Genomic DNA, 12,544 nt, shown 5'->3' with positions numbered 1-12,544 from the left:
CGCTGGCGCCCGATGGCTGTAGATGGAAATGAACAGCAGGATACGTTGAGATGAACAGGCGGATATATTTGAAACGGAACAGCCGGATACGAAAAATCCCTTCTTCTCCGTTGCCGGGGAAGAAGGGATATGTATGGACAGGGAAGGTTCCCTGATTATTTCTGTTCCTTATTGTGCTGAGGCTTGCGGTCACCGCGTTTCGGACGGTTTTCTTCAGCCATGCCTTCCGGTTTCGGAACCAGCACTTTGTGTGACAGTTTGAACTTACCGGTCTTAGGATCGATGTCGAGCAGCTTGACTTCGATGTCATCGCCTTCCTTCAGTCCTGATTCTTCGATAGTCTCCAGACGCTTCCAGTCGATTTCTGAAATGTGGAGCAGACCGTCTTTACCCGGCAGGAATTCTACGAATGCACCGTAAGGCATGATAGAACGTACTTTACCGGTGTATACTTCGCCGATTTCAGGAACGGCAACGATACCCTTGATCAGGCGCATTGCGCTGTCGATGCTCTGCTTGTTGTTTCCGGAAACTTCGATGCGTCCCACTCCGTCAACTTCTTCGATAGTGATAGTCGCACCGGTTTCTTCCTGCATACCCTGGATGATCTTTCCGCCCGGGCCGATGACTGCACCGATGAATTCTTTCGGAATAGTCATGGTTTCAATGCGCGGAGCATGAGGCTTCAGTTCTTCACGAGGAGCAGCGATACATTCAGTCAGTTTGCCGAGGATGTATTCACGTCCCTGTTTTGCCTGCAGCAAGGCTTTTTCCAGAATATCGTAAGTCAGACCGTCGCACTTGATATCCATCTGAGTGGCAGTGATACCGTTCTTTGTTCCGGTAACCTTGAAGTCCATGTCTCCCAGGTGGTCTTCATCGCCCAGGATATCAGACAGAACGGCATATTTTTCTTCTCCGGCATTCTTGATCAATCCCATTGCAATACCCGAAACCGGATTCTTGATAGGTACACCCGCATCCATCAGAGCCAGTGTTCCGGCACATACTGTTGCCATAGAAGAAGAACCGTTAGATTCAAGGATATCAGATACTACACGTACGCAATATGGATAGTCGGCTGGAATCTGGCCTTTCAATGCACGCCATGCCAGATGACCGTGACCGATTTCGCGACGTCCTACGCCACGCTGTGCCTTGGCTTCTCCGGTAGAGAACGGAGGGAAGTTGTAGTGCAGCAGGAAGCGTTCCTTGTGCTGGTCGAGTACATCGTCTACAATCTTTTCATCGAGCTTGGTACCCAAAGTAACCGTACTCAATGACTGGGTTTCACCACGGGTGAAGATAGAAGATCCGTGAGGACCTGGCAGCGGGCTGGTCTCGCACCAGATAGGACGGATTTCTGTAGTAGTACGTCCGTCCAGACGCTTGCCTTCATCGAGGATGCAGCGGCGCATGGCTTCTTTTTCTACATCGTGGTAGTAGCGGTCGATCATGCCGGCCTTTTCTTCCAGTTCTTCTTCAGTGAACTGTGCCTTGAATTCGTCGCAGATGGCATCGAAGGCATCCTGACGTTCGTGCTTGTTGCGGTTACCTGAAGCAGCGATGGCATATGCCTTGTCGTAGCAGGCATCGTGAACGGCCTTACGCAGCTCTTCGTCGTTTTCTTCGTGGCAATATTCGCGTTTTACTGTAGAGCCTACTTCCTCCATCAGTTCCATCTGAGCCTTGCAGTGTACTTTGATGGCTTCGTGAGCGAAACGCATGGCTTCCAGCAGGTCCTGTTCGCTGACTTCGTTCATTTCTCCTTCCACCATCATGATGTTCTCATAAGTAGCGGCAACCATCAGGTCCATATCAGCACGTTCCAGGGCTTCGAATGTCGGGTTGATGACAAACTGACCGTCGATGCGGGCTACACGGACTTCGGAAATCGGACCGTTGAACGGAATGTCAGATACGGCCAACGCTGCAGAGGCAGCCAGACCGGCCAGTGCATCCGGCATGTCTACACCATCGGCTGAGTAAAGGATGATGTTGACATAAACTTCTGCATGGAAGTTATCTGGGAATAAAGGACGTAATGCACGGTCTACCAGACGGCAGGTAAGGATTTCGTAGTCGGAAGCTTTACCTTCACGTTTGGTGAAACCGCCCGGGAAACGTCCGAAAGCGGAATATTTTTCTTTATACTCTACCTGAAGAGGCATGAAATCAGTACCGGGAACTGCATCTTTTGCTGCACAAACAGTAGCCAGCAACATGGTGTTACCCATGCGTAGCATAACAGCACCATCTGCCTGTTTTGCCAGCTTTCCCGTTTCGAGAGTAATGGTTCTTCCATCACCTAACTCGATCGTCTTAACAATTGGATTGATCATATAAAAAATGTGTTATATATAAAATTCGTGTCAAAGATAAGAATAATCTTGTAGTAAAATGGTGAAAATGAGATAAAAGTTTGTGGCAGGACTCAGTTTTTATGATTATTGGCCTGTATCGGGGGGCAAAGATTGGATTTAAGGGATAAAATACTTACTGTCTGTGATAAGAACTTGGCTAAAAACTTTGCGGACTCACGAAAAGCCGTATCTTTGCACCCTGAATAAAAAAGAAAAAAGAAAGCGATGAGAAAAAATATCAGTTGTATTGCGGGAGCCTTGTTGCTGGCCGGTTTCTCGGCTTGTAACCACCAGCCGGAATTTAAGGTAGAAGGAACGGTTGCGGATGCGGCCGATAAGATGCTGTATCTGGAACAGGCCGGTCTGGAAGGAATTGTGGCCCTCGACTCTGCCCGCCTGGATGAGGAGGGAGTATTCAGTTTTGCGGCTGCACGTCCGGAGTCACCGGAGTTCTATCGTCTGCGCATAGAAGATAAGGTGATTAACTTTTCGGTGGATTCTGTCGAAACGGTGAAGGTGACTGCACAGCTTCCGGATTTTGCTACCGGCTATCAGGTGGAAGGCTCGGAAAACAGTGCGAAGATCAAGGAACTGGTTCTGCTGCAGACAGAGTTGCAGAATCGGGTGAACGGACTTTCAGGGATGCCGGCAGGTATTGCACAGGACAGCCTGATTGCGATGGTCGAAGCCTACAAGGATAAAGTGAAAAGAGGATATATTTATGCTGCGCCGAATAAGGCATATGCGTACTTTGCGCTGTTCCAGCAGTTGAACGGATACATGATTTTCGATCCGCTGGGCAACAAGGAGGATGTGAAGTGCTTTGCTGCGGTGGCTACCAGCCTGAATAATCTGTATCCGCATGCCGACCGCTCACGCAACCTGTATAATATGGTAATCAAGGGAATGAAAAATACGCGTACTCCTCAGCAGCAGGCGGTAACGATTCCGGAAGATAAGGTACAGGAAACTTCCATCATCGATATTCCGCTGATGGACCTGAAAGGGGTGACACGTCACTTGACCGACTTGAAGGGAAAGGTGGTACTGATTGATTTTACGGCTTATGGCAATGCGGTATCGGGAGCGCGCAACCTGTTGCTGCGTGAACTGTACGACAAGTATGCGGCTCAGGGACTGGAAATCTATCAGATTTCACTCGATGCTGACGAACATTTCTGGAAAACGGCTGCCGACAACCTTCCCTGGATTTGTGTCCGTGATCCGCGCGGCCCGTATTCTACGTACGTGAACCTGTACGGAGTGACTCAGTTGCCTACTGCATTCCTCGTGAACCGGAACAATGAACTGGTGATGAGACTGGGTGAAAAGACCGATCTGGAAGCAGCGGTGAAGAATTTATTGTAAAAGCCTAACATGTTGAAAAGCATGTGAAATACTGAGCCGGGAACTTGACTGGTATCGGTAAAAGAAGTATCTTTGCACAGGATAATCAAAAAACGTGTATCTGATTGAATATCAGAATAGAATGGAGGAGTTGCGGATTTATGGTAACGATTTAGCGAAAGTGCAAGTGCACTGATATTCTGTGATTTACTTCGCCTCACAACTCTATTTGCAAAGGTACACTTTTTATTCGGGTACGCCAAGGAATTGCTCGTTTTTCTTTGTTTTCAACGTGATTTCTTGACCTGTTCATTACTGTTCTTCCGTAAAAGTGAGTTTTCATGTAGGAAAGGCGTTGGCTGAAACGAGTTCAGACAACCTCTTTCCTACTATGGCATATCCGAAAGGAATGTCAGCTTTTGAAGCCTAAACTCTCGTTTAGACAATCGGCAATCGGACAACCCTTTCATGGCTATGCGAGAGAGGTACTTTTACGGGGTCTTGCCGTTTTCTTTTTTTGTTGTTCTTCTTGGCGCAAGTGAAACCGTGCTGATGATTCACCCTTACGTGGTAAGGGCCGGTCATCGGCACTGGCGGCATGGCTGAAAGAAAGTCCGCATATCCGCATCAAACCGAGGGTTTGACGATGGATGTGCGGATTATCTTTCTTACGGCACAACCGCCTTTACCACTTGCGCCTTTTGTTTCTTGTTGAAAGCGGAACTGAGATAGGTACAGCCAACCACTTGCCGCTCACAGGTGAGCCACAAAAGGTTGTCCGTACCGCCGAGGCCGAAGAAGAATGTCCGTATGTGTCTGTCCGAACAAGTCGGATAGGCATATACGGACACACTTCTCTTGTGGGGCTTCGGCTTTTCACGCTTTCAGTCTGTTCCCTCTGTCTCTTTTTCATTTTGTTGAAAGCGGAATTGAGATAGGTACAGCCAACCACTTGCCGCTCACGAGTGAGCCACAATAGGCTGTCCGTACCGCCGAAGCTGGAGAAGAATGCCTGTATGTGTCTGTCCGAACAAGTCGGATAGGCATATACGGGCATACTTCTTTTGTGGGGCTTCGGCTTGTTCACGCTTTCAAGCGAGCTTCCAAGTTAGAGGACGTTTTCTTTTCTCATGCAGTTTCCGCATTTAGGAGATGTTCCATTCAATCTGTCTCTTGTTACGCTTACCTCCATTTTGCGACTTCCAGACGGCGCATCAGGAGGTCATTCTCGTTCGGCTGCAAAGGTAACTCCGGGATTTGCCGGAAATGCAAGGTCAAGCCTCCTGTTTGCGGGAAAAATCTCCAGCCCTACGGGTAGTATTTTTCCCGAAAAACCTTGCATTTCCGAATCCCTACCTTGATGGGGCAACCGAAACGAAAACGACCGATGCGACAGGAAGACGCATAAAAAAAATGTCGGATAACCGAGAGGCAGATAAGAAGTTTTGAAACTCAACTCCCTCAGCTCTTGGATCCGCATATAAAAATAAAAACAGAACGGATATGGCAACAGCAATGGCAACAAAATTCGTCGAATGGGAAGTTCCAGAACTGGACACCCTTCAAGACAGCAAGGTTTACAGACTCCGCCACAAACTCAACAACGGAGGCAAGATGAACCGAGAGGAGAAGGATTGGCTCACGCACAACGTGAACTTCAACACCTACTTCACGACCGCAGTACCCCTCATGGGGTGGAAATTCGACTTCTCCGATGTGCTCCGACCCTACCTTGTGTGCCAATACGGAAGGTGGAGCGAGTATCAGGCAGCGGACAAGACGGCACTGAGAAACGTGATTTACGGCAGGATAGACAACATCGTGGAACTTCAAAACGGCAACAGACAATGACAGCAGCAATGGACATCAGACAGACGGCACACTACATGGCGGTAGCAATATGCACCCTCATCGTACAGGCGTTCCTATGGCTCATAGGCATCCTTTGGAGCGTCATCAGAGAGATTGTGAACGGAGTGTTCCGAGTAGTGGTAAGCGTGATAGTGCTCATGCTCTCCCTCATCACCTTCTTCGGGCTTCTCCTTTGGTTACTCACCCTTTAACACCCTACGGCAATGGCAAAGAGAACAAGCAAGACGGCAGCGCAGCAGTGCAGGTACTACGAGGTGGACAACATCTTCGAGTATATGGTGGAAACCTACATCAACGGCAACCACAGCACGTTCAGCGAATTGTACCACGAACTGAACAAGGAGGCACGGCAGGACTTCGTGGAGTTCCTATTCAACGAGGTCAATCCGCAGTACCACAGAGAGATTATCAAGCGAATGTTATAACCCCTATAAACTGACAGCGATATGAACAGAACGACAGAGAAGATACCCACATGGAGTTTGTGCTACCTCATCAATGGCGATGCAACGGCACTGACAGACGAGGAAATCCGAATGGTGGACGAGTGGGTCAGTAAATGGCAGGTGGAAATCGTTTCGCCCCTCATGGACGAGGACGGCAGCACGCACCCCTATTTCAGCCACTACCCCCTCTTCGGACTACCCACCGAGGTGGAGGACTGCGAGATACTTTACAAGAACAATAACCTATAAAACAGCAAGCGACATGAAAGGAACAGACCATTTCAAGAGAACGATACAGATGTACTTGGAGCAGCGTGCAGCGGAGGACGAACTCTTCGCCAAGAACTACCGCAACCCTGCCAAGAACATCGACGACTGCATCACCTACATTCTGAACTACGTGCAGAAGAGCGGCTGCAACGGCTTTTCAGACGGAGAGATTTACGGACAAGCCGTACACTACTATGACGAGAACGAGATAGAGGTAGGCAAGCCCCTGCAATGTCAGATAGCCGTGAACCATGTAGTGGAACTCACCGCTGAGGAGAAGGCGGAAGCACGTCAGCGAGCCATCCGCCAATACCAAGACGAGGAACTGCGCAAGATGCAGAACCGACAGAGAGCAAGGGCAGCCAAGCCACAGAAACCCCAAGTTGAACCCTCCTTATTCGATTTTGACGTATGAGACCGAGAAACAAGTTTGAGAAAGCGGTGCTTGCCGAGAGCAGGCACCTGCGCCCCATCAGCAAGCGACAACTGAAATGGGCATTCCGTGAGTGTGTGGACCACTATGCCTACCGGCTACCCAAAGGACGAACCACCTGCATGGACTGCGGACACACATGGCAGACAGACGGCACAGCACGCACCTGCACCTGCCCCCACTGCAAGGTACGCCTGCAGGTGAAGAACACCTTGGAGCGCAAGTTGCAGCAGAAGCAGTATTTCACCCTACTCACCACCTGCGGAGAGTATCAAGTGCTGCGCATGTACCTCCTCATCGTGGAAATGGAGAAAGGCTGCAAGGCTACTCCCACTGCCCTTGAGATAGGCGGCTATTGGTGGAACAGGCAGGGCAAGCGCACCATCGTAGCCATACAGCGCACGTTGGGCAGGTACATAGACACCTTCACCTTTGCCTCACCCATGGCAATCCGTGGCGACAACCTTGCCTACCAGCATATCGCCCACATGCCCCTCTGCCCCGAATACAAGGTGGTGGACGAGCTGCGCAGGAACGGCTTCCGAGGTGACTTCCACGACATCGTACCCACGAAACTCATCCCTGCACTCTTGTCTGACAGCCGTGCGGAAACGCTGATAAAGGCAGGGCAACACCCCATGCTGCGCCACTACCTCAACTCCTCCTGCAACATCGAAAACTATTGGGCATCCGTGAAAATCTGCATCCGCAACGGCTACACCATTCCCGACGGCTCTCTATGGTGCGACACGATAGACCTCCTGCGCCACTTTGGCAAGGACATACGTCAACCGAAATACGTCTGCCCGACCGACCTCAAAGCCCTCCACGACAAGTTGGCAGCGAAAAGGCAGGAGCAGTTGCAGCGAGAGCGGACAGCGGAGGAACGAGAGCAGGCTATCAAGGATGAGAAGAAGTTCCTCAAAGAGAAAGGCATGTTCTTCGGACTTGTGTTTGCCGATGAACTCATCTCCGTCAAGGTAATAGAGAGCGTAGAGGAAATGATATTGGAGGGCAAGGCGATGCACCACTGCGTAGGCACGTACTACAAGCGAGCCGACTCCCTCATACTTTCAGCCACTATTGACGGCAGGCGCATCGAGACGATAGAGGTGTCGCTGAAGACCCTCCAAGTGGTTCAGAGCCGAGGAGCGTGCAATGCCAACACCGAGTATCACGACCGCATCATCAATCTTGTAAACAACAACATCAACCTTATCCGTCAGCGGATGAAGGCAGCGTAATAGAAACGATTATGACTACACAAATGACCATCAACGGACTCAGTACCTGCACAGCGGCAGGTACTGAGAAGTACGAGAGATTTTTTCGCCAAGGCTCAACAACACGTCAATCGGGTATCGGCAGACGCAAGCGTACCCTTGTGCAATACGACTACCGCCACACGGACGGAGAACTTTTCTCCTGCGTAAAGCCCACGTTGGACGAGTGCCGACAGAAGCGTGACGAGTGGTTGAAAAAGAAGGAGGACAGACTATGAGCGAGACCTATCAAACACTGATTGTCAGGTTCTGCGAGCCAATCACTACATTGGACGGAATATTTGACGATGCCGAAGCATGGGGAGTTTCCACCTTAAAGGGGTGGATAGACAACTACGAGAGCAGCCGTTTCACCGCCATTGACAGCCACACGGCAGTCATAACGAGCGAGTACAACATGGAATGTCTGAAAGAGTGGTTGGAGAAGTACACTTCTATCACTGAGAAATTAGAGTATTGAGAAATTTACTTGCGTTTAGGCGGTGCGGACACCGCCTAAACCTAAAACCAAAAGGCAATGAATACGATAGCACGGACTATATTGGAGCAGATTGGCGGCAAGCGTTTTGCCGTCATGACAGGCAGCAAGGATTTTGTGGATATGGGTAACGGACTGCGCATGAGCCTTGCGAGGAACAAGACCAGTGCCAACCGCCTTGACATCATCTATGATGCAGGGACTGACCTCTACAACATGCGTTTCTTCCGCAAGACGTTCAGCAAGAAGACCTTCGAGAGCAAGTCGAAGGACGTAGAAGTACATGAAGGCATCTTCTTTGATATGTTGGAGGAGGTCTTCACACAAGTGACCGGACTCTATACACACTTTTGAGAGGTGGGCGGCGCAAGCCGCCTACTTTCTTTCATGAGCAGGACAAGCGGAAAAAGAAAGTAGCAAAGAAACCTATGTACCAATCTACGATGAATAAAAAATCCGCAAGTAAAAACTTGCGGAGGAAAATATATTGAGTCGTTATTTTTGGTGGAAGGGGAATGATTATCTCATAACGTTGACTACACATTTCTGCTTCGTTTCCATAACCCCCAACGCTTTGATATGTCTAAACATTCTTGTTGTCCCTTTCTGAATTATCCAAAATATTCTCTTCATATATTCGCTATACTTTTTACGGTAAATAACTATTTCATGTAATGCTCTCACTACACTTACTATTTGAAGTGCATTTTGGAAACCGATTGGCAAAAATGGTTCAACGATGTCAAATAACGAGAAAATCCTAAAATTGTCTATTAGCAATATGCAAAATCCGTGCCAATTTGAACAAGACACGGATTTTGTTGTCAATTTGTCAGTTGCGTCAGGGTACATACAGCAGCGCAAACTCCGCTTTCCTGCGTTTAAGCAGCATGGCGTGCCGTTTCCCCTTGTAGTTGCAGAAAGCGATGTACTCCTGATAGATGTTGCGGTCGCCTGCCTCTAACTTCCTTATCAACTTGCTTTTGGGTATTTTGTCGCTTCCCAAGAGCCTATACGGACCGACATTGTAGGCAAGTGTGGCAAGCAAGAGAGAATCTTTCCCGAACTTGCGGAACATGGCACAGAACTTCCTCAAATCCTTCCGCAGCAACGCCTCGCCCTGCCTGCGTGTCATTGTCCTTGCCGAATACCTCTCGCCCGGTTGCAACTGATGACCATATCCAACGTACGGATGATGTTTTTCGGTGTGCCACCCCTCAAAGAACTTGATACAGCGCACCGCCCTCTCAAACCGGGGCAGGCGATATATCCTTGCCGCCTCCATGCGGTCGCCCTGTGCAAGCAGAGGGCTGACCGTCAGGAATGCACAGCAGATAGCCATGAATATCCGCATCATCACGACAAGGGTTTGAAGTTACCGATGGGAACTACGGACAGCGTTTCGTCCTTCACATTCTGGTTGTTGAAGTCAAACTCCAGCTCGTAGGCATTCCCGAAATTGTCCTCCACCACCACGATGAAGTTCTGCGCCTCGCTGCATCCCGAAGTGTAGTACAGGCGGAACTTCTCGTTCTCGAGCAGGTAGCGGTCGTTGGGCAGGAACGTAATACCGTTGTCCATCTTCAGCGTACCCTCACCCTCAAACTGGAAATAGCGGATGGTGTAGAGCGCATTGGCATAGTTGCCCTCCTTCTTCATCTCGCAGCGTATCTCCACCGTCTGCCCCTTCGTCACCTTGCCCGGTACGGGCATCGTCTCCACCGTGAACGGATAAGACTGCTGTATGTCCAGCTCGCCATCGCAGGAGGCGAGGAAACACCCCATCAGCCCCACGAACAGGACGGTTGCCATACTCAAAAGTTTCACTCTCAGGGTCTTGTTGTTCTTGTTATTCTTGATGTTCATTGTCATTCTTTGTTTTGATGGTTACTGATTTTCTGTTTGGCCACAAGGTACTCGTTCAAGTCCTTGTAGCCCGAATAGCGTCCGGAATGGTCTGCCACACGCTCACCGAACCGTTTCCGCAAGACTCCCACCGTCCTGCGCCCCGCCTCGTCATGATCGAGGTGGCAGACTATCTCGTGGTAGTTCTCCAAGGCAGGTATTGCCTTGTCCGCATTGGCTACGGAGTTCAGCACAAGGCTGTCCTCCGCATGTCCGATGCCCAGAGCCAGCGCAGATAGCCAATCCATAAATCCCTCGTAGAGGTGGCAGCGAGAGCTTCCATACTTCGTCAGCGTGATGTCCTTCGGCGGTATGCAACCCTTGAAGAAGCGGTTGCGCAGTTCAAATCCACCGCTGCGATTCCCGAAACCGATGGCAAAATACCGCTTGCCGTTGAGCCGGAAATGGACTTCCTTGCAATGCCGCCCAGCAATCGCCGAAGCAACGCCACGTTCCTCCAAATACGAGAGCAATGCCCGATGACTTAACGCCCTTACCTCCACCTCCTCAAAGGCAGGCTTCTTTCCCACGGCTTTATGAGGGCGAGGTTCTGTCTGCGGAAGCGGAACGATGCCCGCTTCCGTGATGAACTTTGCCTGCTCCATGAAGTCGCAACTGTGGACAAACTCGCCTGCCAGCGTGAAGATGTCGCCGCCCTTGCCCAGACCGAAGTCATACCAAAGCTGCTTGTCCACGTTCACACGAAACGAGGGAGTGCGCTCCGTGCGGTAAGGTGCGGCATACCACCATTCATTACCCCTTCTTCGGACAGGCTCATGCCCTAAACGTGCGAGAAAGTCCTCCAGTGGTATCTGCCTCAATGCGTCAATCTCCATGCGCTCCGTCAGTTAATGATGAACTTCACGCCCACGCCGAACTGCGTATGGAAATGCCCTGTGGAGTTGCCCCAGAGACACCTTTCCCTGAGGTTGGCGAGCAGGGCGATACGGTCGGCCACATAAAACTCCACATCGAGTGTCAGCGCACCGCCATAGATGAAGGAATCCTTATCGTGGAGCATCGCCCCGTCATGCAGCACCTTGTCTCCCCAGTTCACCGTCTCATAGCCTGAAAGAGCCGAAGCCCCGGCATAGACAAAGAGCGTTTTCCTTGCGTCCGACAGCACTTTCAGATAGTAGCCGCCCTCCGCCATAAACTGCGCCACGGGTATCTTCTCCTCCTTGTAGGGCTTGTTCTTCAGCAGGTACTCACCACCGAACACCCACTTGTTGCCGCCTTTGGTATAGGTGGAGAGAGCCGTGCCAAGACTGTACCCTCCATCATTGCCGCCGGGATTGAAGCCGTCCACCATGTTCGCCCTCACCTCGATGCCCTGCATCTTCGGGAGACATCGCTGGGCGTGCGCCTGCCCCGTAAACAGGGCAAGCGACGCGAGAATCATAAAAAGAAACTTCTTCATAGGGTCAGCGCACTTGAAGTTCGTTGATGGTATTGGCACGCACCAAATCCTCGTTCTCAATCACGAAGGATTGGTGACGACCACCGTTCTTCTCATTCAGTTCCACCACGAGGCACTTGTCGTCAGGGATGGTGAACTTCGCCATCGTGAACACCGTGCGCTCGCTCTTTTTGCCAGGCACGCAGGTAGCATAATTCTGCGCACGGAGTGGCAGGACAACCTGCTCCTGCACGGCGGTACGCTTCGCCACCTTCTTGTCCACAATCTTCCATGTCACGTAGTCCACATCAAACGGCACGTTGCTCTGGTTCTTGATTTCCGTGTGGAAATACAGCAGTCCGTTGTGCGTGTAGATACCTTTCAGCAGGTACTGTATGCCGAAACGCTTGCAGCCGATGTGCTTCACCTCACGCTTGTTCTGCTTGTGGATGGACTTCATGATAAGTCGCACCAGCATCGGACTCTCGCTGCCCAGTTCCTTCAGGTAAATCTCCTGCGCATTGTTCGGACGGTTCACCGCCTCTCCATCGTGGATGAAGTCGCACATCTCCACGTTGAGCAGCAGCGGCTCCTTGGCATACTTCACGTGTAGGCTCGGTGATGGACGCCTTGCCACCTTTCGGTGGTAGGTTTCCCATAACCTGCCCCCGAACCGTACGTGCAGGTCTCCCTGCATACGGCTCTCCACTGGTAATATCAGTTTATTTGTCATGTTCATGAATTTTGG

16 protein-coding genes are annotated in these 12,544 nt (G+C 50.6%); 10 read left to right on the top strand and 6 right to left on the bottom strand.

Annotated elements, in window-relative coordinates:
* Positions 1 to 155: 155 nt before the first annotated feature.
* On the bottom strand, positions 156 to 2,342 hold the full coding sequence (gene pnp / locus H3001_RS10860) for a polyribonucleotide nucleotidyltransferase (RefSeq protein ID WP_181214925.1): 2,187 nt from the start codon (positions 2,340 to 2,342) through the stop codon (positions 156 to 158).
* A gap of 246 nt (positions 2,343 to 2,588) precedes the next feature.
* On the opposite strand from pnp, the gene H3001_RS10855 reads away from it, so the two are divergent.
* The 10 genes from H3001_RS10855 to H3001_RS10810 all read left to right on the top strand — a co-directional run bounded on the left by H3001_RS10855 (position 2,589) and on the right by H3001_RS10810 (position 8,846).
* Positions 2,589 to 3,731 carry a thioredoxin-like domain-containing protein gene (locus H3001_RS10855; RefSeq protein ID WP_181214924.1) on the top strand — a complete coding sequence of 381 codons (1,143 nt, stop codon included), beginning with the start codon at positions 2,589 to 2,591 and terminating at the stop codon, positions 3,729 to 3,731.
* Between the two features lie 1,482 nt (positions 3,732 to 5,213).
* On the top strand, positions 5,214 to 5,561 hold the full coding sequence (locus tag H3001_RS10850; protein ID WP_143867833.1) for a molybdenum ABC transporter ATP-binding protein: 348 nt from the start codon (positions 5,214 to 5,216) through the stop codon (positions 5,559 to 5,561).
* Entirely contained in the window at positions 5,558 to 5,773 is a 216-nt protein-coding gene (locus H3001_RS10845) for a hypothetical protein (RefSeq protein WP_103004125.1), read from the top strand. Before H3001_RS10850 ends, H3001_RS10845 begins: the two co-directional genes overlap by 4 nt.
* A 12-nt stretch (positions 5,774 to 5,785) precedes the next feature.
* Positions 5,786 to 6,007, top strand: a complete 222-nt coding sequence (locus H3001_RS10840) for a hypothetical protein (protein ID WP_103004126.1) — start codon at positions 5,786 to 5,788, stop codon at positions 6,005 to 6,007.
* A gap of 21 nt (positions 6,008 to 6,028) precedes the next feature.
* On the top strand, positions 6,029 to 6,277 hold the full coding sequence (locus H3001_RS10835) for a DUF6926 domain-containing protein (RefSeq protein ID WP_143867831.1): 249 nt from the start codon (positions 6,029 to 6,031) through the stop codon (positions 6,275 to 6,277).
* A gap of 13 nt (positions 6,278 to 6,290) precedes the next feature.
* Positions 6,291 to 6,713 carry a PcfK-like family protein gene (locus tag H3001_RS10830; protein WP_143867829.1) on the top strand — a complete coding sequence of 141 codons (423 nt, stop codon included), beginning with the start codon at positions 6,291 to 6,293 and terminating at the stop codon, positions 6,711 to 6,713.
* Complete coding sequence (locus H3001_RS10825; protein WP_143867827.1) at positions 6,710 to 7,975, top strand: PcfJ domain-containing protein; 1,266 nt, start codon at positions 6,710 to 6,712, stop codon at positions 7,973 to 7,975. Before H3001_RS10830 ends, H3001_RS10825 begins: the two co-directional genes overlap by 4 nt.
* Positions 7,976 to 7,986: 11 nt before the next feature.
* Positions 7,987 to 8,232 carry a DUF3873 family protein gene (locus tag H3001_RS10820; RefSeq protein WP_143867825.1) on the top strand — a complete coding sequence of 82 codons (246 nt, stop codon included), beginning with the start codon at positions 7,987 to 7,989 and terminating at the stop codon, positions 8,230 to 8,232.
* Complete coding sequence (locus tag H3001_RS10815; protein WP_143867823.1) at positions 8,229 to 8,474, top strand: DUF6956 domain-containing protein; 246 nt, start codon at positions 8,229 to 8,231, stop codon at positions 8,472 to 8,474. Before H3001_RS10820 ends, H3001_RS10815 begins: the two co-directional genes overlap by 4 nt.
* Before the next feature lie 57 nt (positions 8,475 to 8,531).
* Positions 8,532 to 8,846, top strand: coding sequence for a hypothetical protein (locus H3001_RS10810; protein WP_143867821.1), 315 nt, complete (start codon positions 8,532 to 8,534; stop codon positions 8,844 to 8,846).
* Positions 8,847 to 9,333: 487 nt separating this feature from the next.
* Here H3001_RS10810 and H3001_RS10805 read toward each other — a convergent pair whose 3' ends face one another.
* The 5 genes from H3001_RS10805 to traN form a co-directional block, all read right to left on the bottom strand.
* On the bottom strand, positions 9,334 to 9,849 hold the full coding sequence (locus tag H3001_RS10805) for a glycoside hydrolase family protein (protein ID WP_181214923.1): 516 nt from the start codon (positions 9,847 to 9,849) through the stop codon (positions 9,334 to 9,336).
* On the bottom strand, positions 9,849 to 10,304 hold the full coding sequence (locus H3001_RS10800) for a DUF3872 domain-containing protein (protein ID WP_250884450.1): 456 nt from the start codon (positions 10,302 to 10,304) through the stop codon (positions 9,849 to 9,851). Before H3001_RS10800 ends, H3001_RS10805 begins: the two co-directional genes overlap by 1 nt.
* Positions 10,305 to 10,360: 56 nt before the next feature.
* On the bottom strand, positions 10,361 to 11,233 hold the full coding sequence (locus H3001_RS10795) for a toprim domain-containing protein (protein ID WP_143867816.1): 873 nt from the start codon (positions 11,231 to 11,233) through the stop codon (positions 10,361 to 10,363).
* A gap of 8 nt (positions 11,234 to 11,241) precedes the next feature.
* Entirely contained in the window at positions 11,242 to 11,817 is a 576-nt protein-coding gene (locus H3001_RS10790) for a conjugal transfer protein TraO (RefSeq protein ID WP_143867814.1), read from the bottom strand.
* Between the two features lie 4 nt (positions 11,818 to 11,821).
* Positions 11,822 to 12,544, bottom strand: a 723-nt coding sequence (gene traN / locus H3001_RS10785; protein WP_246368558.1) for a conjugative transposon protein TraN, incomplete at its 5' end; no start/stop codon positions are given.

This window comes from Phocaeicola faecicola (genome assembly GCF_013618865.1).
GTDB lineage: Bacteria > Bacteroidota > Bacteroidia > Bacteroidales > Bacteroidaceae > Phocaeicola > Phocaeicola faecicola.
The sequence above is the reverse complement of the archived record's forward strand: the minus strand, read 5'-3'. Positions and strand labels throughout refer to the sequence as shown.